Source organism: Promicromonospora soli, assembly GCF_014653785.1.
GTDB classification, from domain to species: domain Bacteria; phylum Actinomycetota; class Actinomycetes; order Actinomycetales; family Cellulomonadaceae; genus Promicromonospora; species Promicromonospora soli.
Genome location: NZ_BNAS01000003.1, coordinates 166351 through 192815 on the forward strand (window position 1 = coordinate 166351; position 26465 = coordinate 192815).

Annotated in this window: 24 protein-coding genes; 12 read left to right on the forward strand and 12 right to left on the reverse strand. The window is 72.1% G+C overall.

Translation table 11 applies throughout. The annotated features are described in order from the left end of the window. Nucleotides 1-20: 20 nt before the first annotated feature. Complete coding sequence (locus IE250_RS10930) at nucleotides 21-923, forward strand: SURF1 family protein (protein ID WP_229872347.1); 903 nt, start codon at nucleotides 21-23, stop codon at nucleotides 921-923. A gap of 10 nt (nucleotides 924-933) precedes the next feature. Here the strand turns inward: IE250_RS10930 and IE250_RS10935 are convergent, their stop codons facing one another. Then, a complete protein-coding gene (locus IE250_RS10935) occupies nucleotides 934-2100 on the reverse strand; it encodes a MalY/PatB family protein (RefSeq protein WP_229872348.1) in 1167 nt (388 codons plus the stop codon). A gap of 148 nt (nucleotides 2101-2248) precedes the next feature. Here IE250_RS10935 and IE250_RS10940 point away from each other — a divergent pair, with 148 nt between their 5' ends. Beyond that, nucleotides 2249-3061: a hypothetical protein gene (locus tag IE250_RS10940; RefSeq protein WP_229872349.1), complete on the forward strand. Its 813-nt coding sequence runs from the start codon at nucleotides 2249-2251 to the stop codon at nucleotides 3059-3061. A gap of 54 nt (nucleotides 3062-3115) precedes the next feature. On the opposite strand, the gene IE250_RS10945 is transcribed toward IE250_RS10940, so the two are convergent. Beyond that, nucleotides 3116-3529, reverse strand: coding sequence for a DUF3817 domain-containing protein (locus IE250_RS10945; RefSeq protein WP_189669330.1), 414 nt, complete (start codon nucleotides 3527-3529; stop codon nucleotides 3116-3118). Between the two features lie 54 nt (nucleotides 3530-3583). Here IE250_RS10945 and IE250_RS10950 point away from each other — a divergent pair, with 54 nt between their 5' ends. Together IE250_RS10950 and IE250_RS10955 are read left to right on the forward strand one after the other, a co-directional pair. Continuing rightward, nucleotides 3584-5425, forward strand: coding sequence for an ABC transporter ATP-binding protein (locus IE250_RS10950; protein ID WP_229872351.1), 1842 nt, complete (start codon nucleotides 3584-3586; stop codon nucleotides 5423-5425). Next, nucleotides 5422-7167 (forward strand): ABC transporter ATP-binding protein, encoded by a 1746-nt coding sequence (locus IE250_RS10955; protein ID WP_189669331.1) that lies wholly within the window; start codon nucleotides 5422-5424, stop codon nucleotides 7165-7167. The genes IE250_RS10950 and IE250_RS10955 overlap by 4 nt, the downstream gene beginning before the upstream one ends. 91 nt (nucleotides 7168-7258) lie before the next feature. Here the strand turns inward: IE250_RS10955 and IE250_RS10960 are convergent, their stop codons facing one another. Next, on the reverse strand, nucleotides 7259-8104 hold the full coding sequence (locus tag IE250_RS10960; RefSeq protein WP_229872352.1) for an IclR family transcriptional regulator: 846 nt from the start codon (nucleotides 8102-8104) through the stop codon (nucleotides 7259-7261). Nucleotides 8105-8173: 69 nt separating this feature from the next. Between IE250_RS10960 and IE250_RS10965 the strand changes: the two genes are divergently transcribed. The 4 genes from IE250_RS10965 to guaA all read left to right on the forward strand — a co-directional run bounded on the left by IE250_RS10965 (nucleotide 8174) and on the right by guaA (nucleotide 12765). Next, a complete protein-coding gene (locus tag IE250_RS10965) occupies nucleotides 8174-9223 on the forward strand; it encodes a 2-dehydro-3-deoxygalactonokinase (RefSeq protein ID WP_189669332.1) in 1050 nt (349 codons plus the stop codon). After that, a complete protein-coding gene (locus IE250_RS10970) occupies nucleotides 9220-9834 on the forward strand; it encodes a 2-dehydro-3-deoxy-6-phosphogalactonate aldolase (protein ID WP_189669333.1) in 615 nt (204 codons plus the stop codon). Before IE250_RS10965 ends, IE250_RS10970 begins: the two co-directional genes overlap by 4 nt. 101 nt (nucleotides 9835-9935) lie before the next feature. Further along, on the forward strand, nucleotides 9936-11069 hold the full coding sequence (dgoD, locus tag IE250_RS10975) for a galactonate dehydratase (protein WP_444544352.1): 1134 nt from the start codon (nucleotides 9936-9938) through the stop codon (nucleotides 11067-11069). A gap of 85 nt (nucleotides 11070-11154) precedes the next feature. Further along, complete coding sequence (guaA, locus tag IE250_RS10980) at nucleotides 11155-12765, forward strand: glutamine-hydrolyzing GMP synthase (protein ID WP_308434126.1); 1611 nt, start codon at nucleotides 11155-11157, stop codon at nucleotides 12763-12765. 67 nt (nucleotides 12766-12832) lie between these two features. Here the strand turns inward: guaA and IE250_RS10985 are convergent, their stop codons facing one another. The 5 genes from IE250_RS10985 to IE250_RS11005 all read right to left on the reverse strand — a co-directional run bounded on the left by IE250_RS10985 (nucleotide 12833) and on the right by IE250_RS11005 (nucleotide 17823). Continuing rightward, nucleotides 12833-13396 (reverse strand): hypothetical protein, encoded by a 564-nt coding sequence (locus IE250_RS10985; RefSeq protein WP_189669335.1) that lies wholly within the window; start codon nucleotides 13394-13396, stop codon nucleotides 12833-12835. 184 nt (nucleotides 13397-13580) lie between these two features. Then, the gene (locus IE250_RS10990; RefSeq protein ID WP_189669336.1) at nucleotides 13581-14207 is read right to left on the reverse strand and encodes a prepilin peptidase; all 627 of its coding nucleotides are present in this window, start codon (nucleotides 14205-14207) and stop codon (nucleotides 13581-13583) included. 55 nt (nucleotides 14208-14262) lie between these two features. After that, entirely contained in the window at nucleotides 14263-15426 is a 1164-nt protein-coding gene (locus tag IE250_RS10995) for a glycosyltransferase family 4 protein (protein WP_189669337.1), read from the reverse strand. Between the two features lie 55 nt (nucleotides 15427-15481). Continuing rightward, nucleotides 15482-16159: a hypothetical protein gene (locus IE250_RS11000; protein WP_189669338.1), complete on the reverse strand. Its 678-nt coding sequence runs from the start codon at nucleotides 16157-16159 to the stop codon at nucleotides 15482-15484. A gap of 11 nt (nucleotides 16160-16170) precedes the next feature. Further along, complete coding sequence (locus tag IE250_RS11005) at nucleotides 16171-17823, reverse strand: PspC domain-containing protein (RefSeq protein WP_189669339.1); 1653 nt, start codon at nucleotides 17821-17823, stop codon at nucleotides 16171-16173. Nucleotides 17824-17959: 136 nt separating this feature from the next. Here IE250_RS11005 and IE250_RS11010 point away from each other — a divergent pair, with 136 nt between their 5' ends. Beyond that, complete coding sequence (locus IE250_RS11010) at nucleotides 17960-19387, forward strand: ATP-binding protein (protein WP_189669340.1); 1428 nt, start codon at nucleotides 17960-17962, stop codon at nucleotides 19385-19387. After that, nucleotides 19384-20079, forward strand: coding sequence for a LuxR C-terminal-related transcriptional regulator (locus tag IE250_RS11015; protein WP_189669341.1), 696 nt, complete (start codon nucleotides 19384-19386; stop codon nucleotides 20077-20079). Before IE250_RS11010 ends, IE250_RS11015 begins: the two co-directional genes overlap by 4 nt. Nucleotides 20080-20182: 103 nt before the next feature. On the opposite strand, the gene cobA is transcribed toward IE250_RS11015, so the two are convergent. From cobA to IE250_RS11030, 3 genes are all read right to left on the reverse strand, one after another. Continuing rightward, nucleotides 20183-21463: a uroporphyrinogen-III C-methyltransferase gene (gene cobA / locus IE250_RS11020; protein ID WP_189669342.1), complete on the reverse strand. Its 1281-nt coding sequence runs from the start codon at nucleotides 21461-21463 to the stop codon at nucleotides 20183-20185. 150 nt (nucleotides 21464-21613) lie between these two features. After that, nucleotides 21614-22489, reverse strand: coding sequence for a phosphoadenylyl-sulfate reductase (locus IE250_RS11025; RefSeq protein WP_189669343.1), 876 nt, complete (start codon nucleotides 22487-22489; stop codon nucleotides 21614-21616). Further along, a complete protein-coding gene (locus IE250_RS11030; protein WP_189669344.1) occupies nucleotides 22486-24264 on the reverse strand; it encodes a nitrite/sulfite reductase in 1779 nt (592 codons plus the stop codon). The genes IE250_RS11025 and IE250_RS11030 overlap by 4 nt, the downstream gene beginning before the upstream one ends. A 403-nt stretch (nucleotides 24265-24667) precedes the next feature. Between IE250_RS11030 and IE250_RS11035 the strand changes: the two genes are divergently transcribed. Beyond that, entirely contained in the window at nucleotides 24668-25024 is a 357-nt protein-coding gene (locus IE250_RS11035; protein WP_189669345.1) for a hypothetical protein, read from the forward strand. 12 nt (nucleotides 25025-25036) lie between these two features. Here the strand turns inward: IE250_RS11035 and IE250_RS11040 are convergent, their stop codons facing one another. Next, entirely contained in the window at nucleotides 25037-25882 is an 846-nt protein-coding gene (locus tag IE250_RS11040) for an arylamine N-acetyltransferase family protein (protein WP_189669346.1), read from the reverse strand. Between the two features lie 92 nt (nucleotides 25883-25974). On the opposite strand from IE250_RS11040, the gene IE250_RS11045 reads away from it, so the two are divergent. Continuing rightward, entirely contained in the window at nucleotides 25975-26457 is a 483-nt protein-coding gene (locus IE250_RS11045; protein WP_189669347.1) for a DUF456 domain-containing protein, read from the forward strand. The last annotated feature ends 8 nt before the right edge of the window (nucleotides 26458-26465 follow it).

Below are 26465 nucleotides of genomic sequence, written 5' to 3' on the forward strand. Positions count from 1 at the left end.
GGGCGGTTACCGTTGACGTTATGCCTGTCAGTGCCCCCAGCACACCCGATCCGAGGGTGATCGACGCCGAGCCGAACAACGAGCGCCGCACCTTCGTACAGGTCGCCCGGCAGCCCCGCATGATCGGCCTGCTGCTCGTGTTCGTCCTGGCAGCGCTCGTGTGCGGCCGCCTGGGCGCCTGGCAGCTCGACCGGGCGTACGAACGTGCCGAGCTGGCCGCGCAGCAGGAGGCCGTCGAGGCCGCGGCGGCCGGGCCTTCCTGGCTGGGCGGCGTGCTGGCGCCGCAGGAGAGCTTCCCCGGCGAGCTCGTGGGCCGCGAGGTCCGGGTGGCCGGCGAGTTCGAGCCCTCCGGCTCGCTGCTGGTCCCCGGCCGTGTCCTGGAGGGGCACGCCGGCTACCTCGTCCTGACCCCCTTCCGGGTGTCCGACGACGGCACCGCCGGCGAGTCGTGGGCTGACCTGTCCGGCCCGCCCGTGCTCGCGGTGGTCCAGGGCTGGGTGCCCGCACCCGCCGACGCCGAGGCGCTGACCCTGCCCAAGGGCGAGGTCACGCTGACGGGCTGGCTGCAGGCGGGCGAGTCGACGTCGGGCAGCGCCGCCGTCGTGGACGGGCAGACCGAGCAGATCGCCCTGAGCGCGCTCGTCAACGAGTGGGGCGGGCCGATCTACACGGGGTACCTCGTGGCGACGGAGGGCCCCGGCTCACCCGAGGACGGCGGAGTCGCGGCCCTGCCGCGCCCCACCATCGACGGCGGCTCGGGGGCCAACCTGCAGAACGTCTTCTACGCGCTGCAGTGGTGGGTGTTCGGCGGGTTCGCCGTGCTCCTGTGGATCCGCCTGGTGCGCGACGAGATGGCGGGCGGACGCCGGGGTGGGGAGCCGACCTCCGCCGACACGGGGATCGCGGGCCTGCCGTCGGCGTGACCCGTTCGGGTCAGTGGTCCAGGCTCTCCAGGATCCGGCCGACCGCCTGCTCCAGCAGGGGGCGGGGCATCGCGGCGTTGAGCCGCACGAATCCCTGAGCGGTCTCGCCGCAGAGGCCGCCGTCGATCAGGGCGACGCCCGCGTGCTGCCGGAAGAACGCGGCCGCGCTGGTGGACCCGTCCGGGAGGTCCAGACCCCGGCAGTCCAGCCAGGTCAGGTAGGTCCCCTCGGGTGCGCGGTAGCCGATGCCCGTCCCGTCGAGCAGCTCGCCGAGCCGGGTGACGTTGCCGTGCAGGTAGGCGACGACGTCGTCCAGCCAGTCGCGGCCCTCGGTGTACGCGACCCGGTTCGCCAGGACGCCCGGCGTCGACGCGCCCTCCTCGAGGCGCTTGCCCACCTCGTTCCAGACCTTCACGTCCGCGTCGTTGGTCAGGACGACCTGTGCGCACTTGAGGCCGGGCAGGTTCCACGCCTTCGAGGCCGACGTCGCGGTAAGGGTGTGGCCCGCCGTCGTCTCGTTGAGGGATGCGTACGGGACGTGCCGGTGGCCCGGGTAGACGAGCGGGGCGTGGATCTCGTCCGAGAAGACGCGCCCGCCGTGGCGGTCGACGACCTCCGCGACGGCCAGCATCTCGTCGGGCTCGAGGACCCGGCCGATCGGGTTGTGCGGGTTGCACAGCACCAGCAGGTCTCCGCCCGCGCGGAACGCGGCGTCGAGCGCGTCGAGGTCGTACGTGTACCGGCCCCGGGAATCGCGCAGCATCGGGACCTGGATGACCTTCCGGCCCAGCCCGCCCGGCCGCGTCAGGAAGGGCATGTACGCCGGGGTGGGCAGGATGATCGGCGAACCGGGGCGCGAGAGGTGCGTGATCGCGTGCTCCAGCGCCGTCAGCACGTCGGACACGGGACGCACCCGTGCCGGGTCCACATTCCAGGAGAACCGGTCCGCGGCGAACGCCGCGTACGCCTCGACCATGCCCGTCACGAGGCCCTGCGGGAGATAGCCGAACATGCTGCGGTCCACGGCGTCGTGCAGCGCCGCGGCGATCGGGGGCGCGATCGGGAAGTCCATCTCCGCGACCCAGGCCCCGATCTTGTCGGGGAAGGCCGTCCACTTGAGGCTGCCGTTCTCGCGGAGGCGGTCGGCCGTGAGGGCATCAAAGGCGTGGGCGTTCACCGTCGCATTGAACCAGGTGCGCCACGCTTCTCGTTCGGGTGCCCAAGGATGCGCGAGGATGGACGAGTGATCACCGCTCGCGAGGGTCTTCGCCCCGTGGGTGTTCCTAGCAGCGACATGCGGAAGGCACTGACGTGAGAGGACGACGATGACTCGCACCGGACCCTGGACCGGATCGGCCTGGTGGGAGCACCTGGCGCGCGTCGTGCCGCTCGCGGGGGAGGTAGCCCGGAGCGAGGTGCAGGCCGCTACCGACGCCGGTCTCGACTCCGAGCTGATGACCGACGGATTCGTCACGGAGCTGGTCACGGCGGAGCTCATCGCCCGGGTGCGGGAGGGGGACACGGCGGCGCGGGACGCGATGATCGCGCTGGGCGCGGAGCTGGAGGTCGGGCCGCCCGTCGTCGGCGAGGAGGTCGTCAGCGGCTACCTGATCCACGTCCCGTCGCCCGGCGAGCCGCACGACGAGATCACCGACACGCTGGGCCCGCGGGTTCGCGCCGCGCTCGACCAGGACCGCGACCACCGCAACGAGCCCGCCGTCGCCGCGTTCCTGGACCGGCTGCTCCTGGCGGTGCCCGCGCTGCGGCCGCTCGCCGACGAGGAGCGCTACGGGTACCACAACGAGGTGCTGGCCCACCCGTTCCTGGGCGACGTCGTGCAGCGGGAGGTCGCGCTGCTCACCGGAGGGGCGTCCCTGGAGATGGACGACGAGTGGCCCGAGGAGGACCAGGCCGAGGTGCGCCGGCTGTACACCTCGGCGGCCCCGGATCCGTCGGCGGAGGTACGGGCCGTGCTCGGCTTCCTCGAGGCCGAGCTCGGGACCGACGCCGACGTGGACAACCTCATCGCCGTGGCGTTCCTCGAGATGCTGCCCTACGAGGACGAACCAGGCGCCGAGATCGTCGAGATGCTCGGCGCTGGGCTCCGGGCCGTGCTGGACCGGCAGCGCGAGGCCTGAGACCCGGCCCGCGCGGGGGTGCAGGACCGCGCTGTGCAGGAACCGCGGCGAGCTTCAGGACAGGTAGCGCGCCTCGAGCGCGGCGAGCTTCGCCTCGGCCTCGCCGTGGATCTTCTTCTCCAGCACGAACGACATCACCGGGACCACACCGGCGAGCACCATCGTCACCAGGCGACCGAAGCCCCAGCGCATCTTCGACCAGAGGTCGGCAACCGTGACCAGGTACGCGACGTAGATCCAGCCGTGCGCGAACGGCACCCACGCGATGAACGGCATCACGCCGTCGACGTCGGTCAGCGCGCCCAGGCCGTACTTGATGCCCAGCTCGACGCAGAGGATCAGCAGCATGACACCGGTCAGGATCGCCATGAAGCGGTAGCGGGCCATGGCGCCGCGGGCCTTGCGGATGGCGGTGGCGGCTGCCTCGGCGGAGATCTGGGGAGCGGTCTGCGGGGTACTCACAACCATTGAGGATATGCCTTTTCCTGGGTGGCTTCTGCCGCCCGGATAAAGCGTGGATGAATGTCAGTGGTTTTCCGTACGGTGTTGGTCGTGCGCTCCCTCCCCTTCGCCGATCCCGGCACCCCGCCGCTGCGCGGTCCACTCACCCTGCTCCTGTGGCTCGCCCGCAAGCAGGTCCGGGTGCTGCTCGTCGCCATGTTCTTCGGCGTCGTCTCGTTCGGGTGCGCCGCCTTCCAGCCGTTCCTGCTCGGCCGGGTCATCGACAGTGCGAGCGCGTCGGGGCTCGACCGCACCACCTGGATGTGGGCGGGGATCATGCTGGGCCTCGGTGTCATCCTGATCGCCTCGAACGCGACAGGGCACCGGTGGGACATCGCGGCCTGGATGCATGCCGCGTTCCGCACGTCTCAGCTGGTGACGCGCACCGTGGCCCGGTCGGGGCACAACATCACCAAGGAGCTGCCCACCGGCGAGGTGGTGTCGTCCGTCGCGAACGACACCATGCGCATCGGCGAGGTGTTCGGCATCGCCGCGCAGACCATCGGCAGCATCACCGCTTACGGCATAGTCGTGGTGCTGATGTTCGACCAGTCGCTGACGCTGGGGGTCGTCATAGCGCTCGGCCTGCCCGTCGTCGCCGCGATCCTCGCGCTGCTGGTCAAGCCGCTGCAGAAGCGCCAGAAGCGCCAGCGCGACGCGCAGGGGCGGCTCACGACGCTCGGGGCGGACACGGTCTCCGGGCTGCGGATCCTGCGCGGCATCGGCGGCGAGAAGGTCTTCACGGGGCGGTACCGGACGCAGTCGCAGAAGGTCCGGGAGGCCGGCGTCGAGGTGGCGGGCACGCAGTCGGTGCTGGACGCCCTGCAGATCCTGCTGCCCGGGCTGTTCATCGCTCTGGTCGTGTACCTCGGCGCGGTGGAGGCCATCGCCGGGCGGATCACCACGGGCCAGCTCGTCGCGTTCTACGGGTACGCGTCGTTCCTGTCCTGGCCGGTGCAGATGCTCGTGCAGTCCGTCAACGTCGTGACCCGGGCGCACGTAGCGGCCGGCAAGGTGGTCAAGGTGCTGCAGGTGGTGCCGGCCAGCGGCGCGGAGCGGTCGACCGCCACGATGCCGCCCGCCGGGGTACCGCTGGTCGACGAGACGACGGGCGTCACGCTCCCGCCCGGCCGGGTCGTCGCGCTGGTCAGCGCCGACCCGGACGAGTCGGCGCAGGTAGCGGTCCGGATGGGCCGGTTCGACGACGAGGCGGAGACCGGCACACCGGTCACCCTCGGCGGCGTCCGGCTGACCGACCTCGACAAGCAGGAGCTGCGGGACCGGATCGTCGTCGCGGACGCGACGCCGGCGCTGTTCTCCGGCCGGCTCGCGGGCGAGCTCGACGTACGAGACACCGCGAACGCCGAGGGGCTGCTCCGCGCCATGCACATTGCCGACGCGCACGACGTGCTGGAGTCCCTGCCGGACGGCATCGAGGGCGAGATCCCGGAGAAGGGGCGCTCGCTGTCGGGAGGGCAGCGGCAGCGGGTGGCGCTGGCCCGGGCGCTCCTCACCGACCCGGAGATCCTGGTGCTGGTCGAACCCACCTCGGCGGTGGACGCCCACACCGAGGCGCGCATCGCGCAGCGGCTCACCGAATGGCGCCGCGGGCGGACCACGCTGATCGTCACCGCCAGCCCGCTGGTGCTCGACCACGTGGACGACGTGATCTTCCTGGACGACGGGAACGTGGTCACGCACGGGACGCACCGCGAGCTGCTGGACCTCTCCACGAACGCCGAGGGCGGGCGCGAGGCCGCCCGCTACCGGCGGGTGGTGGGCCGCTCGCTGGACGAAGACCTTGATGCGGAGCTCGACGAGCTGCTGGGCAGCGCCAACGCACAGGAAGGAGGCACGGCATGAGCACGGAGAAGATCCTGCCGATCGCCGATGCCGCCGAGACGTGGCGGTACACGCGGAAGATGTTCGGGCGGCACCGGGCGCCCCTGATCGTGATCACGGTGGCGAACACGGTGGCGGCCATGGCCGGTCTGGTCGGACCGTTCGTGCTGGGCAAGCTCGTCGACGCCGTGACGAAGGGGACCACCCTCGAGGTGGCGCGGAACCTGGTGCTCGCGGCCGTCGCCGCGGTGGTGCTGCAGGCACTGATCACCAGGTTCGCGCAGCGCCGTGCCATGGTGTTCGGCGAGACGGTGTTCGCCGACATGCGCGAGGAGTTCGTCGAGACCGTCACGTCCCTCCCGTTGTCCACGGTGGAGACCGCCGGGACCGGTGACCTCATCGCCCGAACCACCCGCGACGTCGGCCGCATCCAGAACGCAGTGCGCTTCGGCGTGCCGCGGCTGGTGATCGCGGTGGTGACGCTCGTGCTGACGTCCGTGGTCAGCCTGGTGGTGTCGCCGCTCGTGGCGATCGCCATGTTCGTGGGCGTGCCGGTGCTCGTCGCGGTATCCCGTTGGTACCTGAAGCGGGCCGCGCCCGCCTATCAGCGGGAGTCCGCGGCATACGCGCGGCTCGACGGCACCGTGACCGAGTCCGTCGAGGGCGCGCGCACGATCGACGCGCTGAAGATCGGCCGACGTCGCACGACCCGGGGCGACGACGACCTGCACGAGGCGTTCGAGGCCGAGCGCGCGACCCTCAACCTGCGGACCGTGCTGTTCCCTGGCGTGGACTTCGCGTTCACGATCGCGCCCATCGCGGTGCTCCTGTGGGGCGGGTTCCTGGCCTCGGAGGGCACCGTGACCATCGGCATGGTCGCCACGATCGTCGCGTACACCTACCAGCTGCAGGGCCCGGTCTGGGAGCTCATCTTCTGGCTGGACGAGATCCAGGTCGCCGCGACGTCCCTGTCCCGCATCATCGGCGTCCGGCTCGTGCCGATGGACCGCGCGGCGGGCGACGCCGTGCCGGGTGACGAGCAGGTGCGCGGCGCAAGCGTGCGCTACGCGTACCGCGAGGGCACGGACGTGCTGCACGGCATCGACCTGGACCTCAGGGTCGGGGAGCGGCTGGCCATCGTCGGGCCGTCGGGTTCCGGCAAGTCGACGCTCGGCCGCATGCTGGCCGGCATCCACCCGCCCACGGGCGGCACGGTGAAGGTCGGCGGCGTACCGCTGGTGGACCTGCCGCTGGAGGACCTGCGCAAGCATGTGGCGCTCGTGACGCAGGAGCACCACGTGTTCGTGGGGTCGCTGGGGGAGAACCTGCGGCTCGCCAAGATCGACGCGGACGACGACGAGCTGATGGACGCGCTGCGCGCCGTCGACGCGCACGGGTGGGTCGAGGCGCTCGACGACGGTCTCGCCACGGAGGTCGGCTCGGGCGGCTACAAGCTCACGCCGGCGCAGGCGCAGCAGATCGCGCTCGCCCGGCTGGTGCTGCTCGACCCGCACACGCTCGTGCTCGACGAGGCGACGTCGCTGCTGGACCCGCGGGCGGCCCGGCATCTGGAGCGTTCGCTCAACGCGGTGCTCGACGGGCGGACGGTGGTGGCCATCGCCCACCGCCTGCACACCGCGCACGATGCCGACCGGGTGGCCGTGCTCGACGGCGGCCGCATCACCGAGATCGGTCCGCACGACGAGCTGGTCGCGGCGGGCGGCGACTACGCGAAGCTCTGGCACAGCTGGCAGCACGAGTAGTCGGGCGCGGACGCTCCTGATCTTGGTTCAGCAGGCTCCAGGGTGCCGGAATGAGTCGAGTTGTGGCTCTGCCCAGCCTGCTGAACCCAAGTCAGCCCGGGGCCGGTCGCCAGCCCAGGCCCGCCGAGATCCGGGCGGCGGCGTCGTGCACTATCGGCGCCAGCGTCTCGAGCCGTTCGGGCGGCATGTAGGGGCGGGTCGCCGTGACGCTGATGGCCGCGACGATCGAGCCCGACGTGTCGCGTACCGGTGCCGCGACACAGAGGATGCCCGGCTCGTTCTCCTCCAGGTCGAAGGCCACCCCGCGGCCAGCCGATAGCCGCATGACCTGCGCGAACGCCTCGACGGTGAGCACGTCGTGGTCCAGGCCGTGTCCGGCGCCCGCGGGCCGCTCGGCGAGGAACTGCTCGCTCCAGCGCCCCGGACTGTCCAGGAGCAGCGCCTTGCCGATCCCGGTACGCGTCAGGGGCATGCGGTGCCCGATCTGCGAGCGCATGACCGCCCCCCGCGTGCCCGGGATCTTGTCGAGGTAGAGCACCTGCCCGCGGTCCTCGATGGCGAGGTGGACCGTGTCGTGCACCCGCTCCGCGAGCGCGCGCAACACGGGTGCGGCCACCCCCGTCACGGGGTTCTCCTGCAGCGCCTGGTAGCCGAGCTCGATCAGAGCGGGACCGAGCGCGTAGGCGCCGTCGTCGAGCTGGCGGAGGTAGCCCGTGGCGAGGAGCAGCTGCAGCAGGCGGTGCGTGGTGCTGCGGCCGACCCCGGTCTCCTCCGCGATCTCCCGCAGCCGGGTCCTGCCGCGGGCCACTGCGTTGACGACGGCGATGCCGCGGGCGAGCGTCTGGGTGCCCGGCGGAGCGGTAGCGATCTCGTCGCGGGTACGCGGGCCGGGAACGTCGCGGACGGATGGCGCGGGCGCGCCGGAAGAGCCGGTCATCGGATCACCGTATCCCGATAATAGGGACGGGGTTCACATAGTCGGGACGATCGACCTACCGTCCGGAACATGGCTGACGACGGACCGAGGCGCGACGCCGCGCTGGTCGCACTCGACTGGGGGACCACGACGTTCCGCGCCTGGCTCCTTGACGGCACGGGTTCGGTGCTCGGCAGTCTTCGGACGGCCGACGGCGCCCTCACGATCTCCGAGCGATCCGACTCGGCCCGCGCGCGAGCCGTCGCGTTCGAGGACACGTTCGCGCGGCTGTGCCGGCCCTGGCTCGAGGAGCACTCCGGGGTGCCCGTGCTGTGCGCGGGGATGGCGGGGTCGAACCACGGCTGGGCCGAAGCTGGCTACCTCGACGTCCCGGCGGAGCTCGGTGACCTGGCGGATCACCTGACGGTCGTGCCCGCCGGGAAGTCCGTGGTTCACCTGGTCCCGGGCCTGCGGGTCGACCGGCCCGACCCGGACGTGATGCGGGGCGAGGAGGTACAGCTCGTCGGGGCCCTGGCCGAAGCCGCGGACCGCCCGGCGACGGTGGTCCTCCCCGGTACGCACTCCAAATGGGTGCGCCTCGACGGCGCCCGCGTCACGGGCTTCGCCACCGCCATGACCGGCGAGCTCTACGGCCTGCTGATACGGGAGAGCATCCTCGCGCGGCTCGCGACGGGGGAGCCGGGAACCGAGATCACCGAAGCGTTCACCCGTGGGCTCGACGCCGAGGACGCGCGCGGCGACGGGCGCGGGCTGGCCGCCCTGCTCTTCACGGCGCGGCCGCTCGTACTCGCCGGCCGGCTCGACCCCACCGAGGTCGCCGACTATGTCTCCGGCCTCCTGATCGGATCCGAGGTGCGGCACATGCTGCGCGGCACCCCGGCCGGCATCGTCGCGCTGTGCGGGCCCCCGGCGACCGAGCACCGCTACCGCTTGGCGCTGGAGCGGGGCGGGGCGTCCGTCCGCACCGTCGGAGAGGACGCCGCGGCCCGCGGGCTGTGGGGCATCGCGCTCGACGCCGGCCTGGCCGTACGCACTCCGACGACGTCGGCAGGCAACCCCGCAAGCGCACCCGCGAGCACCCCACCAGCCACCCCGACAAGGAAGGACCAGCTCACATGACCTCCCAGCCCACCGGCCTCGTGGCCATCCTGCGCGGCGTGACGCCCGACGAGGCGGTCGCCGTGGCGGAGGCGATCTTCGACGCGGGATTCGACGCCGTCGAGGTGCCGTACAACTCCCCGGACCCGCTGGAGTCGATCCGCCGGATCCGGGCGGCCGGCCCGGCCGACCGCCGCGTCGGGGCCGGCACGGTGCTCAGCCCGGACGACGTCCGCCGGGCCGCCGACGCCGGGGCCTCCCTCATCGTCTCGCCGAACACCCGGCCCGACGTCGTCGCGGAGACCGTCCGGCTCGGCCTCGAGAGCTACCCCGGCGCGGCGACGCCGACCGAGGCGTTCACCGCGCTGGACGCGGGGGCGCGCGCCATCAAGCTCTTCCCCAGCTCGGCGGTCGGCATCGACGGCATGCGCGCCTGGGCGAGCGTCCTGCCGGCAGGCACCGCGCTCGTACCCGTCGGCGGCGTCGCCGCGGGGAACCTTGCCGACTGGGCGCACGCGGGCGCGGCCGGCGCCGGCCTCGGCACCTCCCTCTACGGCCCGGGCGATACGCCGGACGTGGTCGGCACGCGGGCGGCCGAGATCGTCCGGATCTGGTCCGCAGCCACCGCCTAGCCCCGCCGTCCGGACTCGAACAGCACCCGCAGCCGGACCTTCGCAGCAGAACCGACAACACAAGCAAAGAAGCTGAAAGGCACGCCGTGAAGATCACGTCGATGACGACATTCGCCCTCCCACCCCGGTGGCTCTTCCTCAAGATCGAGACCGACGAGGGCATCGTCGGCTGGGGCGAACCCGTTCTCGAGGGGCGGGCCGCAAGCGTCGCGGCCGCCGTCGAGGAGCTGTCCGACTACCTGATCGGTCAGGACCCCCGGCGGATCGAGGAGCACTGGACCGTCCTGTACCGCTCCGGGTTCTACCGCGGCGGCGGCATCCACATGAGCGCGCTGGCCGGCATAGACCAGGCGCTCTGGGACATCAAGGGCAAGGCGCTCGGCGTGCCCGTGCACGACTTGCTGGGCGGCCGCGTGCGCGACCGCATCAAGGTCTACTCGTGGATCGGCGGCGACCGTCCCGCCGAGCTCGCGGCCCAGGCGAAGGACGCCGTCGAGCGAGGCTTCTCCGCGATCAAGATGAACGGCCCCGAGGAGCTGCAGTACCTCGACTCGCGCGACAAGGTGGAAAAGGTCGTCGCCAACGTCGCCGCGGTACGGGAGGCCGTCGGCCCGGACATCGGCATCGGCGTCGACTTCCACGGACGGGTCCACCGCCCCATGGCCCGCGTGCTGCTCGACGCCCTGGCGCCCTACCACCTGATGTTCGTCGAGGAGCCGGTGCTGTCCGAGCACGTGGACGGGATCGCCGACGTGCTGCGCAACTCGGCCACGCCGATCGCGCTCGGCGAGCGGCTGTACTCACGGTGGGACTTCAAGGACGTCATCACGTCGGGCGTGGTCGACATCATCCAGCCCGACCTCTCCCACGCCGGCGGCATCACCGAGGTCCGCAAGATCGCGGCGATGGCGGAGGCCTACGACATCGCCGTCGCCCCCCACTGCCCGCTCGGCCCGGTCGCGCTCGCCGCGTGCCTGCAGCTCGACGCCGTCGCCTACAACGCGGTGATCCAGGAGCAGAGCCTCGGCATCCACTACAACACCTCGAACGACCTGCTCGACTACATCGTCGACCCGACGGTCTTCGCGTACGACGACGGCTCCGTCGCGATCCCGCTGGGACCGGGCCTCGGGATCGAGGTCAACGAGGACTACGTCCGCGAACGCGCCGTGGAGGGCCACCGCTGGCGTAACCCGGTCTGGCGGCACGACGACGGCTCGTTCGCCGAATGGTGACCGATGGCGGCCGGGTGCCGACGGGTGCGGGAGATTACACCGGTGCGGGGCGCCCGGCCGCCGCCCCGGCACATAGACTTGGCCCGTGACGTCACCCGCCACCGCTGGCTCAGGCCAGCCAGAGAGCCAGCCCCAGACCCCCCGCCCGGTCATCGTCGTCGACTTCGGCGCCCAGTACGCCCAGCTGATCGCGCGCCGGGTGCGCGAGGCCAAGGTCTACTCGGAGATCGTGCCGCACACGTTCACGGTCGAGCAGATGCTCGCCAAGGACCCGGCGGCCATCATCCTGTCCGGTGGTCCCTCCTCCGTGTACGCGGCAGGCGCCCCGTTCGTGGACCCCAAGCTGTTCGAGGCCGGAGTTCCGGTCATGGGCATCTGCTACGGGTTCCAGGCCATGGCGCAGGCACTCGGTGGCGAGGTGGCGCAGACCGGCCTCAGCGAGTTCGGCGGGACCGAGGTCGAGGTGTGCTCCTCCGGCGTGCTCCTCGCCGACACCCCCGAGCACCAGACCGCCTGGATGAGCCACGGCGACGCCGTGCACCGGGCGCCGGTCGGGTTCGAGGTGCTCGCGACGTCTGTCGGCTCGCCCGTCGCGGCCTTCGAGGACACCCGCCGCCGCCTCTACGGCGTGCAGTGGCACCCCGAGGTGCGCCACTCGGCGCACGGCCAGACCGTGCTGGAGCACTTCCTCTACGAGGGCGCCGGCCTGAAGCCCGACTGGACGCCTGACAACGTCATCGCCGACCAGGTCGCCGCGATCAAGGCTCAGATCGGTGGCGCCCGTGTCATCTGCGCGCTGTCCGGCGGCGTCGACTCTGCCGTGGCCGCCGCACTCGTGCAGCGGGCCGTGGGCGACCAGCTGACCTGCGTGCACGTGGACCACGGCCTCATGCGGGCTGGCGAGGTGGAGCAGATCGAGACCGACTTCGTCGCCTCGACCGGCGTGCGCCTCATCGTCCGCGACGAGAAGGAGCGCTTCCTGACGGCGCTCGCGGGTGTCAGCGACCCGGAGACCAAGCGCAAGATCATCGGCCGCGAGTTCATCCGCGTCTTCGAGGACGCGCAGCGCGACATCGTCGCGGAAGCCGGTGAGCACGGCGAGGAGGTCAAGTTCCTCGTGCAGGGCACGCTGTACCCCGACGTCGTCGAGTCCGGCGGCGGCGAGGGCGCGGCCAACATCAAGAGCCACCACAACGTGGGCGGCCTGCCCGACGACCTGGACTTCTCCCTGGTGGAGCCGCTGCGCACCCTGTTCAAGGACGAGGTCCGCGCGGTGGGCCGCGAGCTCGGCGTGCCCGAGGAGATCGTCTCGCGCCAGCCGTTCCCGGGCCCGGGCCTGGGCATCCGGATCGTCGGCGAGATCACCGCCGAGCGCCTGGAGATCCTCCGCCGCGCCGACGCGATCGCGCGCGAGGAGCTGACGAAGGCAGGCCTGGACAACGAGATCTGGCAGTGCCCCGTGGTGCTGCTCGCCGACGTACGCAGCGTCGGCGTCCAGGGCGACGGCCGCACGTACGGACACCCGATCGTGCTGCGCCCGGTCTCGTCCGAGGACGCAATGACTGCGGACTGGACGCGCCTGCCGTACGACGTGCTGTCGACCATCTCGACGCGCATCACCAACGAGGTGCGTGAGGTCAACCGCGTGGTGCTCGACGTGACGAGCAAGCCGCCGGGCACCATCGAGTGGGAGTGACATCCTGCGGCCCCGTCCCTTCTTCGGGGCGGGGCCGCAGTTCTCTCCTGGCTGGGAGATCACGAGATTACGAGATCCGGAAGGAGTTTGCCCGGTCGTTGAAACTGCCGAGGTTGTTGTCCCAGTGGATGAATGCGGTGCTGGCGCCGGTCTTGTTGTTGCTGTCGAAGAGCTTGACGTCGCAGTGGTTGTACGTCTTCACCGAGCTGACCTGGTTCGCGTACGTGCCGAGGTTCGCTCCGCCCTCGTTGTCTCCGGTGCCGCTGGTGCAACCGTAGGAGTAGGCCGGGTTGAAGACGACGATGCGCCACCCGCCGAAGTCGGCGTGCTGGAATAGCTCGGTGACCACGAGCCCGTCTCCGGGAGTGCCGCTCTGGCACCCGAAGGTGCCGTCGCGAACAGCGCAGTAGTACGTCGCGGTTACGGCGGCGGGGGCGGCCTCCAGGTCCTCGACCATCACCGGCGAGCTCGAGGTGACCTCTTCGACCTGCACGTCCGTGTGGCTCTGGTCGGTTGCGGTCCGCGCTGTCGCGGGGGCTGTGGCGCCAAGCGCCACCAGCAGCAGCGCCCCGGAGGCCACGGCCATCAGCCGGGTCCGGAGCGCGCGGTCAAAGTGTCTGTCGTTCCTCATGAGTGCTCCTCATGTCAGCCGACAACGTGGTGCTGCCGGTCACTGAATGACGAGGAACGCGCACGACCGTTAATACTCAGAAGTCAATTTCACCCCGGATTGTGGCCGGTATTTGTCGAATTTTCCTTCGACGTTCTTTGTCGTGTTTCGCCCTTTTGTGTGCAGCAAATGTTCTGCCGGCGAATCACCAGCCGGTGATGCGCGCCCAGGTCAGCGCTACCGCGGTGCCGAGCAGCAGGTACGGGCCGAACGCGATGCTCGACTTCCAGCCGGCGCGCCGCCCGAGGAGCAGCACTATCGCGACCAAACCGGCCAGTACGTGTGCGGCGAGGAGGCCGACCAGGAGCGTGGTCCACGAGTGCCAGGTCAGGACGGCGCCCAGGGCCAGGGCGAGCTTGACGTCGCCGTACCCGATCCCGCCGCGCGGCGCCACCAGGTAGAGCGCCTGGTAGAGGGCGAAGAACGCCAGCGCGCCCAGCGCTGCCCGGCCGAGCGTCCACCACGCTCCGGTGCCGAGAGCGGCCACGGCCAGCAGCACCGCGGTCGCCCAGATCAGGGGAAACATCAGCGCGTTCGGCAGCCGGTGCGTGCGCGCGTCGATCACGCCGAGCGCCGCACCCACGATCGCGAGCACCAGATACGCCGGCGTGAGCCAGCCCGGGCCACTCGCCCAGACGGCCCACCCGACCGCCAACACCGCGACGACGCCGATCGCCAGCGGGTACGGCCGCACCTCGACCAGGGCGCGCCGGTACCGGCGGACGACGAAGGGCTCAGCCGGGCTCGTCGCAGCCGGTTCGTTGGGGCTCACCTCGGGAGGCTATCGGCGCGGGGTTGCCGCCGCACCAGGTCGGTCCGATGCCATGTCACGCCCGCGCCAGCACCGCCGCCTCCCGGTACGCCGCCTCGGTCACGGCCAGCACCTCGGGCCAGTCCACGCCCGACGGCGGCGTCGTAGCCCGCTCCAGCAGCCCGTCCAGCAGCCCGGGTTCGGCTACGAGCCGCAGGAGCGCCGACGCCAGTGCGCCGTCGTCGGGCACCAGGAGGCCCGTGACGCCGTCGACGACGCGCTCGGCCACGCCCGACTCGGTGTGGGCGATCACCGTGAGCCCCGCAGCCTGCGCCTCGAGCGCCGCGATGCCGAAGGCCTCCTCGGGGGAGGGCGCGGCGAAGACGTCGGCGCGCGCATAGAGCCGCTTGAGCTCGGTGGCGTTGAGGCGCCCGGGCAGGGAGACGATGTCGCTCAGCCCGTGCTCCGCGACGAACCGCCGCGCCGCCGAGCGCTGTGGGCCGTCCCCCGCGAGGGTCGCGAACAGCGCGCCGTCCGGGAGCCGGGAGCTGGCGTCGGCGATCGCGGCGAGCAGCGGCAGCAGCCGCTTGCGCGGCGCGAACCGCGCAGCCGCCGCCACGTGCACGGCGGAGCCCTCGGGCCGTGCCCTGCGTTCGGTACGCGGCACCCGCCAGGCGCCCAGGTCGAGGCCGTTGGGCAGGATCGCCACGTCGCCCGCGGCCCCGGCGGTGCGCAGGAGCCGCCGCAGGGGCTCCGCCGTCATGTCGCTCACGGCCGTCCAGCGTACGGGCCAGCGTGACCACCTCGCCACGGTGTCGGCCGCCGCGAACAGCCGCCACGCCCCGCCCCAGACGCTGTGCACGGTCAGCACCGCGGGCAGCCCCAGCCGGGTCACTGGCCGCAGTGCGCCCTGCACCGTGGGGGCGAGCACGCCCATGTGCAGGTGCACGACGTCGGGCTGCTCGCCCCGTGCGATCGCCTCCCGGAGGCGACGGGTCACATGGGCGGTGGAACGCGGGTGGATGGGCCAGCCGCCCGGGATGCGTGCGGCGATCCGGTGCACCGTGACGCCGTCCTCGACGGCGGTGCTCACCCCGTGCGCACCGGGGGCGGCGGGCGTGGTGGTGATGACCTCGACGTCGTGCCCGACCGCAGCCTGTTGCTTGGCGAGGCGACTGACCTGGGCCTCGATGCCGCCGAGCAGCGGAAGGTAGGTGTCGGACACGTGGGTGATGCGCACGCTGGTCATCCTCGCACCGGCGGCCGCCGATGGTGGGCCGACGGTGCGGTGTGGCCTAGCGCCGCCGGAGGCTGGAAACCACAGAGCCGACGACGAGGATCGCGCCTGCCGCACCCAGCAGCACGATCAGGGCCACACCCAGGTCGAACACGACCCCGGCCGAGACGGCGAGGATGCCGAGCCCGACAGCGATCACGATCAGGCCCCATACCGCCGTCCCCACGCGCGGCCCTCGCCGGGCGGCCACGGCCACCTGGACCGCCTGAGCGGGCTGCGCAGGCTGGACCGGCTGAGAGGGCTGAGAAGGCTGAGCCGGGGCTAGCCCGCTGCCCGACGCCGGAGTGGTCGCCACGGGCGTCGGCGGCACGTGGGGTGCCGGGTCGCGCAGCGGAGCGAGCAGGTCGGTGTCGTCCGGCGCGGGGGCGTCGTGGACAGCGGCCGCCGACGCCTCGGCCTCCGCCTGCGCCGCGGCGACGCCGTAGGCCGGGTGCACCTCGCCCTCGGGAGCAGGGCCCTCGGGAGCCGTGCCGTCGGGCGCGGCGCGCTCGGGCACCCGCTGGGTGCCATGCTGCGCGAGCTCCTGCGTCGGCGGGGTTGCCTGTGCCGGCAGCACCTCGGTGATGTCGGAGTCCTGCGCGGTGGTCTTGTCGTCCATGTTTTCGCTCGTGTCCTGGCCCTCGGGCCCGCCGGGGATCTCGCTCTGGTTCTTGCTGTGGTTCGTGTGCTCGGTCATGGCGCGCTCCCTCACTTGCTCTCGGACACGATGACCTCGCCCGCGCCGGCCTTGATCTCGAGGCTCAGCACAGCGCCGTCGTCGCGGACTTCGTCGCTCGCGAAGTAGCTGTTGGAGCGGACGCCGCTCGCGGAGCGGTCCTGGTCGTCGACGTTCCAGTGGACGGCCCCGGCGGTGACGTAGGCGTTCGCCTCGACGGGCACGTCCTCGGGGACGATCACCACGGTCTGGCCCGCCCCGAGCTGGATGGGCACCACGAGGGGATCACCGGGCACGATCCGGGACAGGTCGAGCTCCGACAGGTCGATGGTCGGGTCGCCGAACTGGACGTAGAAGCCGTTCTCCGCCTCCCGCGCGGTCTGCACGGTGATCGTGCCCTCGGTGATGGTGGCGGAACGCGGGTTGTCGGGCTCTGTCACGAGGTCCTCGATCTCCTGGCCGCTCTCCACGGCGTCGCCCACCCAGCGCGGTCCTGCGGAATCCGCCACGGCCACGTACGTGAAGCCGATCAGCAGGGCGAGGATCGCGAAGAACCCGAGCAGGCCGCTGGAGCGGCCGCGCAGGCCGGAGACGAAGATCGCGACGCCGAGCGCCACCGTCCCGATGCCCAGCCATGCCGTGACGAACTCGGCGCCGCCAGGCAGGCTGCCCTCGCCGTTCAGGCGGAGCGCGGCCAGGAGCAGGGCCCCGGCCAGCAGGATCACGCCCAGGGTGATGCCGACGGCCGCGCCGCCCGGCCCACGCGAGGCGCGGGCGGGGCGCGGGGGCGGGGTGTAGTTCGGCCGCGGCTGGTGGGCCGGGCCGGGGGCTGCCTGGTAGGGCGCCTGGGTCTGCGTCTGGCGCTGCGGTGCCGGGCCGGCGCCGGTCGCGTAGACCAGGCCGTCCGACCTGCGGTAGTCGACCGGCGGAGCGGGCGTGAACGGTGCGGGCGTGCCGGGCCCGGCCATGGTGCCGGGGACGGTGCCGGGCAAGGGGGTCGCGACCGGCGCGCCGGCGGCCGGGGTGCCCGGGACGCCCGGGGCGAAGCCCTGGCGCTGGGCCGCGGTGTTGTCGCGGTGCCGCTGCACACCCTGGACAACCAGGTAGAGCACACCACCGAGGACGGCCAGCCAGAAGAAGAAGCTGAGCCACTCCCAGCCGCCGTCGTCCCACCAGCCCATCGGCCCGCCCCAGGCGAAGCCCATGAGGAGCACGGCCACCGAGCCCAGCATGGCGACGTCGAAGTTGCCGCGGATGGCCTCCTGCAGATGGATGCGACCGTCGCGCTCGGGGAGCAGCGCCCAGCCGATGCCGTACAGGATCAGGCCGAGCCCGCCGAGGAAGAAGCTGACGATCAGCAGGCCGCGCACCAGCAGCGGGTCCCAGCCGATCCGCTCGGCGAGGCCGCCGGCGACGCCGCCCACCCAGCGCTGGTCGGAGCGCGGGAACAGACCGCGGCGGACAGAGGCGAAGAAGCCGGACTCCGGATAGGGCTGCTGTCCGGGCGCGACAGGTGCAGGGTCGGCCATCGGGCCGGCTGCTGGGTCAGCTGGTGGGTCCACGACCGGGTCGACCGGGTCGACCCTCGGGCCGGCGTACTTGACGTCCGGACCGGCCGACCTGGCGTCGGCCGGGCCACCCGGTTCACTCGTGGCGTCCTCGGGACGCGTCTCGTCGGTGCTCATGATGTCCATGCTGGTCGCCGGGCGACGCGAGCGGCATCGGGACCTGCCCTGAACCGACCCTGGTTCCCCCGGCGCGAGACCCTGAGATCCGCCCTCGGGCGTGTTCAGGGGGGCCGGGGCATGTGACGATCAGGGGGTGAACCAACGACTCACCCTCCGCAGGCCCGGCAAGGCCGGGCCGGGATACAGCGGCCGCTGGGTGGCCGGTGTTGCCGCCGGCATCGCCGCGCACACGGGCCTGCCCGTGTGGCTGGTCCGGATCGGGTTCATGGTGCTCACCGGGTTCGCGGGAGCCGGCGTGGTGGCCTACGTCTTCTGGTGGATGACGATCCCCGTGGGCGTACCTACCGTGCCCGAGGACGTCGTGCCCACCGACCGCCGCCGGCTCGCCCCGCGGCTGACACCCGGCGTACCCGGCGCAACCGGCATCGAGAGTGACGCCGCCGGGGACCGGCCCGCCGCGTCGCTCGCCGACCGCGTGCGGCTGTCCGGTCCGGTGTCGCGGCTCGCGGTGCGGGACATCTGGATCGGCGTGGCCCTGCTGTCGAGCGCGGCGCTCCTGGTCGCCATCCGCGCCGACTGGGACCCGGTGGCGTCGTGGGTGCTCCCCGCGCTCATCGGGCTCGGCGGCGTCGCCCTGGCGTGGAGCCAGATCGACGCTACCGAGCGGGACCGCTGGGTGGGCGGCACGGGCTCCGGCCTGCGGTCGCGGACGGCGCTCCTGCGGCTGGCCGGCGGCGTGGTGCTCACCATGCTCGGCGTCCTGATGCTCGTGGGCCAGGACACGCCCGTCAGCGTGATGATGCAGGCCACCATCGCGTCCGTGGCCATGGTCGCCGGCGTGGTGCTCGTCTCGGTCCCGTGGTGGATCCGGCTGGTGCGCCAGCTCGGCGACGAGCGCGCCGCCCGCGCCCGGGAGTCCGAGCGCGCCGACATCGCCGCCCACCTGCACGACTCGGTGCTGCAGACCCTCGCCCTGATCCGCGCCCAGGCGTCCGACCCCGAGGCCGTGTCCCGCATGGCCCGCGCGCAGGAGCGCGAGCTGCGCGGATGGCTGTACGACGACCGGCGCGAGCCGGGCACGTCCGTCGCCGCCGAGCTGAAGGAGCTCGTGGCCGAGATCGAGGATGCCGTCGCGCCGCTCACCGTCGAGACGGTGGTGGTGGGCGACTGCCCGCCCACCGAGTGCACGGCAGCGCTCCTCCAGGCGGCGCGCGAGGCCCTGCTCAACGCGTTCAAGCACGGCAGGCCGCCGGTCTCGGTGTACCTCGAGGTCACCGACGAGGTGGCCGAGGTGTTCGTCCGCGACCGGGGCGACGGGTTCGACCTCGACGAGATCGCGCTGGACCGGTTCGGCGTCCGGGAGTCGATCCTCGGCCGGGTCCGCCGTCGTGGCGGGACCGCCGAGGTCGTGAGCCGCGCGGGCTGGGGTACCGAGGTGCGGCTGCGGATGCCCCTCGAGAAGCCGGCGAACGGCGAGAAGAAGAACGACAGGAACGGCAGGGCGCGGGCCGCGACGGCCCCCAGCCCTGTGCCCACCACTGCGGAAGGTGCGACGAGATGACAACCCAGGCGACGGCGTCGGGCGGCGGGCTGGTGGCGCTACCCGTGCCCGTGGTGCTCGTGGACGACCACCACCTGTTCCGCACGGGTGTGCGCGCCTCGCTGGACGACCGGGTGACCGTGGTGGGCGAGGCGTCCGACGTCGACACCGCTGTGGCGCAGGTGCACGAGCACCGACCGCCCGTGGTGCTGCTCGACGTGCACCTGCCCGGCGGCAACGGCGGAGGCGGCGCGGAGGTGGTGCAGCGCTGCGCGGACCTCCTGGGGGAGGGCGTGCGGTTCCTCGCGCTCTCGGTGTCCGACGCCGCGGAGGACGTAGTCTCCGTGATCCGGGCCGGCGCACGCGGCTACGTCACGAAGAACATCGCGCCGTCCGAGCTGTCGTCGGCGGTGGTGCAGGTGGCAGGCGGCGACGCCGTCTTCTCGCCGCGGCTGGCCGGGTTCGTGCTGGACGCGTTCGGCGCGTCCGCGAACGACATAGCGGTGGCCGACGACGAGCTCGACCGGCTCTCGAAGCGGGAGCAGGAGGTCATGCGGCTCATCGCGCGCGGCTATTCCTACCGGGAGGTCGCGAGCGAGCTGTTCATCTCGATCAAGACCGTGGAGACGCACGTCTCGGCGGTGCTGCGCAAGCTGCAGCTGTCGTCGCGGTACGAGCTGACGCGCTGGGCGGTGGCGCGCAGGCTGCTCTGAACCGGCCGCAGCCCGGGCCGCGGTAGCGCGCCCGCGCCGGGGTTACGTTGAGTGCTGGGCATCCGTCAGGTTGATGGCCTTCGCGCCGGCGGATGCCCGGCACTCAACGAGCTTGTTCCGCCCAGGCGGGCGAGAGGCGTACGACGTTCCCGACCACGATCACCGCGGGCGGTCGGACGCCGACGGCGGCGGCGCGCTCGGCGATGTTCCCGAGCGTGCCGACCGTGACGCGCTGCCGGGCGCCGTAGCCGTCCTCGACCACGGCGGCCGGCGTGTCGGCGGGCCGGTCCGCGGTCACGAGCGCTTCGGCCGTGTCGGCCAGGTGGGTGACGCCCATGAGCAGGACGAGCGTGTGGTCGGCGCCGCCCGGCACCTCGGCGGCTCCGTCGTGCCCGGTCAGGACGCTGAAGCCGCGCGCGACGCCGCGGTGCGTGACGGGGATGCCGGCCGCCGCGGGGACGGATACGGCGCTGGTCACGCCCGGCACCACCTCGACCTCGATGCCGGCTGCGCGGCACGCGGCGAGCTCCTCGCCGCCGCGTCCGAGCACGTACGGGTCACCGCCCTTGAGGCGCACGACGTCGCGCCCGGCCAGGGCGTGCTGGATCAGCAGCGCGTTGATCTCGTGCTGCGGCACCGGATGGTTGCCGCTGGTCTTGCCGACGTCGATGACCTCGACGTCGGACGAGAGCTCGTGCAGCAGTGCGCGCGGGCCGAGCCGGTCGATGACCACGACGTCGGCCTGGGCGAGCACCGTCCGGCCGCGCGCAGTAATGAGGCCGGTGTCGCCGGGCCCGCCGCCGACGAGCCAGACGCGGCCATTGGGTGTCTCGACGGGTTCGGTCACCGACCTGGGCCGGCGGCGGCGCAGCGGCAGCGCGCCGGACTGGAGCGCGGCCGCGACGGCGTCCCGGATCGCCCGTGACCGGCGCGGGTCCCGGCCGGCGGTCACCGAGACGGTCACCTCGGCGTCGTCGGTCAGGGTGGTGCGGGCCACCGCCGGCACCCATGCGCTGCCTACTGACGCGTCACCCGCGGTGACACAGAAGACCCGGGCGCGCTCGGCGTCGTCGGACACCTGGCGGTCGATCTCGGTTGAACCCGTTGCCGTGTGCACAAGCCATGCCCCGTCGAGGTCACCCGACCGGTAGTCCCGCCGGACCCATTCCACCTCGGCCGGACCAGGGCCGTCCGTGGGCTCGAGGGTCGCGGAGGCGACGGGAATCCCGGACTCGGCGAGCACCGTGTGCGGCGCGACGAGGCGGACGCGCGCCCCCGCTTCGACGAGCGAGCGGACGCGGCGCACGGCAACGGGTCCGCCGCCGACCACGACGACGAGCCGGCCGGCGACCTTCAGCCCGAGCGGATAGATGTCGTGAGTCACAACCCCCGCCTTCCCCCAGCGGTCCGGGAAAGGTCCGCTTCCAGCACGCGATCGCGCACGCTCTCGCGTGCCAGAGCATGCGCGATCGCGTGCTCGAAGCGGACGTCGGCGCCTGGACCGCCGACCCCTCGACCGTAGCCCCGTTCGGTGTCAGACATGGAGACCGCACTCGTCCTTGTCGAGGCCGGCCCACCGGCCGGAGCGCGCGTCCTCGCCCGGCAGCGGCCGAGCGGTGCACGGCTCGCAACCGACCGACGGGTAACCGTCGGCGAGCAGCGGGTTCACCACGAGGCCATGGCGGCCGGCGTAGTCCGCGACCTGCTCCTCGGTCCAGGCGGCGATCGGGTTGATCTTCACCACGCCGTTGCGCTCGTCCCAGGACACCAGCGGAGCGTTGGCGCGGGCCGCGGTCTCCTCGCGACGTACGCCGGTGGCCCACGCCTCGTAGCTCTGCAGGGCCTTCTTCATCGGGGCCACCTTGCGCATGGCGCAGCAGGCCTCGGGGTCGCGGTCGTGCAGGCGGGGCCCGTACTTGGCGTCCTGCTCGGCCACGGTGAGCTCGGGGCGCACGTCCACGACGTTCACGTCCAGCTCGATCTCGACGGCGCCGCGCGTGCCGAGGGTCTCGGCGAAGTGGTAGCCGGTGTCGCCGAACAGCACGTCCACGAACGGGAACTGCTCGGCCACGAGGTGCGACAGCACGGTGTCCTGCATCGAGGAGGCCACGGCCATGTACGGCCCGAACTCGCGCACCGCCCACGCGATGACGGCCTGGGCGTCCGCCTCGGGGCTCTCGGACGAAGCGTTCAGCTGCGCCTGCCCGCGCTCCACCACAGCCCGGAGCTCCTCGGGCGTCCGACGACGGCGCTTGGCCCGGGCGGCCGGGCGCATGGCACGGATGCTCTCGCGGGCGGCGGCCCGGGCGCGCACGCGGGCGAGCCGCGGGTTCACGGCGCCGCCGTTCAGGCTGGAGCCGTGCCCCGAGAGCGAGAGAGAGGACGTCGGTGCAATCTCCACAGCGGTCATCGCAAGGCCTCCTCATCGGCGCGGTGCGCCCACTGCGCGAATGTCTCTTCACCGTCGTGGTCCGCGTCGAACCTGCGCACCACCCGCTCCACGTAGTCGCCGATCCCGTCGGCGGTCACCTTGAGCCCGCGCACCGTGCGCCCGAGCCCGGCGTCGTCCCGGTCCAGCGACGTGAGGCCGCCGCCGAGGTGGACCTGGAAGCCGGGGACCTGGTTGCCGTCGTCGTCCATCACGAGCTGGCCCTTGAGCCCGATGTCGGCGGTCTGGATGCGCGCGCACGAGTTGGGGCACCCGTTGACGTGGAGGCTGAGGGGCTTGAGGTTCTTCAGGTCCCCGAGCCGCTCCTCGAGCTGCGTGATCGCCGCGGCCGACGTCGCCTTGGTCTCGACGATCGCGAGCTTGCAGTACTCGATGCCGGTGCAGGCGATCGTGTTCCGGCGGAAGATGCTCGGCCGGGCCTGCAGGCCGAGCTCGGCGAGGCCGGCGACCAGCGGCTCGACCTCGTCCTTGACGACGTCCAGCACCAGCAGCTTCTGCTGCGGCGTCAGGCGGACGCGGCGGCTGCCGTGCGCCTCGGCGAGGTCCGCGAGCTTGGCCAGGGTCTCGCCCGAGACGCGGCCGACGGTGGGTGCGGCGCCGATGTAGAACCGGCCGTCGTGCTGCTCGTGGATGCCCACGTGGTCGCCGCGCTCGTCGAGCCCCAGCGAGGCGGGCGACGGCGGCTCGATGCCGTCGGGCAGCTTGTAGCCCAGGTACTCGTCCTCCAGGACCTGGCGGAACTTCTCGACGCCCCAGTCGGCGAGCAGGAACTTCAGGCGGGCCTTGTTGCGCAGGCGGCGGTAGCCGTAGTCGCGGAAGATGCGGACGACGCCGTGCCAGACCTCGGGCGCCTCCTCCTCCGTGACGAACACGTCCAGCCGTTCCGCGAGGCGCGGCGCGGTGGACAGCGCGCCGCCCACCCACACGTCGTAGCCGATCCCCAGCTCCGGGTGGTCGACGGCGACGAACGAGATGTCGTTGATCTGGTGCACCACGTCCAGGCTCGGGTGGCCCGTGATCGCCGACTTGAACTTGCGCGGCAGGTTCGCCAGCGCCGGGTCGCCGATGAAGCGCTCCTGGATCTGCTCGATCACCGGCGTCGGGTCGATGAGCTCGTCCTTCGCGACGCCGGCCACCGGGCTGCCGAGGATGACGCGCGGCACGTCGCCGCAGGCCTCCGTGGTGCTCAGCCCCACCGCTTCGAGGCGGCGCCAGATCTCCGGCATCGCCTCGACCTCGATCCAGTGCAGCTGGAGGTTCTGCCGGTCGGTGATGTCCGCGGAGCCGCGGCCGAAGTCGGTGCTGATGCCCGCGATGGTGCGCAGCTGCTCGGTGCTCAGCGCCCCGCCGTCGATCCGGACGCGCAGCATGAAGTACTCGTCCTCGAGCTCGTGCGGCTCGAGCGTTGCGGTCTTGCCGCCGTCGATCCCCGGCTTGCGCTGCGTGTACAGGCCCCACCAGCGGAACCGGCCGTGCAGGTCGTCACCGGGGATGGAGTCGAAGCCCTTCTTGGCGTAGACCTGCTCGATGCGCTCGCGCACCAGCAGCGGGTCCGACTCCTGCTTGAACTCCTCGTTGTGGTTCAGCGGCGCCTTGCCGTCGACCTTCCACTGGCCGTTCGGGCGTGCTGGCCGCTTCGACGCCGTGGGTGTACGGCGGGCGGGAGCTGTGCCGGTCTTGCCGCCGGGCTGTGTGGCGACTTGGGTCTCGGGCGGGGTGGGGGCCGTGTTCACCATGGGGCAGGGGTCCTGTTCGTGCGGGGCGCGCGGGCGTGGAGCTGAAGCTGGGGGTGGTGCGCGTCGTACGGGCACAGGAGGCCGGTTCCCGGGTGTGACCAGGGACTCAGCGCTGCGGGCCGGCGGCGCGCGCTGACCTTGCTGGGCGAGGGGCGCGTGTCAGATCTGACAGCTGCGACAGCCGTCGCAGGCACAGGTCGGCATGGCACACATTCGCATCTCGTGACGAGTGGTCACGAGGAGGATGCGCGCTGCCTTGGTCATGGCGATGACGTTAACCGCAGCACCTGGCGCACGGAAGGCCCCGTCCACATAGTGGATGTCTATCGACAACATCGATGTTGCCTATGTATTTCCCTACCAATTCAGTAGGGAATGGGCGAGCCCGGATAGGCTGCGAGGCATGGAGTTCCTCTACAACGTCTTCGTGTTCCTGCACTTCGCGAGCTGGGCGCTCGTGTTCGGCGGCTCGATCGCGTCGATGCGCACCAAGGCTCTCTACAAGGGCGTCTCGCACGGCGCCATGGGAGCCGTCGTCGCGGGCGTGATCATGGTGGGCATCGCGGAGATGGGCGGCCTCTGGGAGGGCGACGCCGGTCCTGCGATGGCGAAGATCGGCGTCAAGCTCGTCGTCGCGCTCGCCGTCGCCGTGCTGGCCGTGCTCGCCGTCCGCAAGGGCGAGGACGTCTCCCCGGGCCTCAAGGGCTCCGTGCTGGGCCTCACCCTGGTGAACATCCTGGTCGCGGTGTTCTGGAACTGATCGCCTGACCGCCTAGCGGGTCGCCGCCATCCACTCCCGGTGTGCGGCCAGGCTGCGGTCGAACAGGCCGCGCAGCGCGTCGTCGTCGACGCCCCGCAGGGCGACGCCCAGCGACAGGAGCCCGTCCCGCCAGTCGTCGTACGCCGTCAGCTCGACCTTCGCGGCGCGCGACCCGGTCCGGGTGAACTGGCAGCCGCGCAGGGTCTCCGCGGCGTCGGGCAGGCGTCGCTGGACGACGAGCTTGCGCGCGTACGCCCCGCCGACCGGGGCGGTGAGGCGACGGTGGGCGGCCGTCTCCTGCTCCGCCGTCAGCTCCTCGTCGAAGAGGTCGACGGCACCGAAGCTGCCCTTGGCGTCGTGATGGAACGTCCAGCCGCCGTCGCGCAGCTCGAGCCGGTAGGTGAACGGGCTCTGCCGGTGCTCGCCCGCCAGCAGGGGGAGCGGGTCGCGGAGGCCGTCACCGAAGCCGACGTCCGGCCACCAGAGGCCGCCGGGGTTGTCGTGCGTAGGGAGCCCCCGGACGTACATCGCCAGGTGTCCGACGTGCACGTCCCGCCGCTCGGCGTCCGTGTCCCAGTTGTGGCCCCACGCGGGCACCACGTCGTAGCCGAGCGCCCGCAGCACCACGGTCATGACCCCGTTGTGGTGGAAGCAGTAGCCGGCGTTGCCGCCCGCCGCGACCCGGGCCAGCGTCGCCTCCGCGTCGATGGCCGGCGGGCTGCCGAGCATGGTGTGCAGGTTCTCGTACGGGATCCGCTCGGCATGCCGCCGGTGGATCTCGAACAGGGTCCCGAGGGTCGCCGGAGGCCGCTCGTCGAGGCCGAGCCGGGTCAGGTAGCCGGCCACTTCACGCTTCATGGTGAGCAGGGTAGGCGTGTGGTGTTCCGCGAGGTTTGAGCGACCAGCCTGGTTTGATCGATCAGACGCCGTGCGACCGCTAGTGTTCGGCCGTGGACGTTCTGGGAGAAGTGCTCGTCGGTGTGGCCATCCTGGCGGGGTTGATAGGCATCGTGGTCCAGGTCTTGCCCGGCGCCGTCCTCGTGCTGGGCGGCATCCTCGTGTGGGCGATCTTCACCGGCGGCGTCGAGGCGTGGGTGGTGTTCAGCATCGCCGCCGTCGCGATCGCCGTCGCCGAGGTGGCCCAGTGGATCCTGGCCGGCAAGCACATGCGCAAGGCCAAGGTGCCGGTGCTGACGCTCGCCGTGGGCGGCATCGCGGGCATCATCGGGTTCTTCGTGGTGCCGGTGATCGGCCTGTTCCTGTTCTTCGTCGGCGCGATCTTCCTGCTGGAGTGGGCCCGCCGCAGGGACGTGTCTTTGGCGTGGGGCGCCACCAAGGCGGCCGTCCAGGCCACCTTGATCACCATCGGCGTGCAGCTCGCTGGCGCGCTGATCGCAACGGGCGCCTGGGTGATCGGCCTCTTCTTCACCTGACCCCTGGG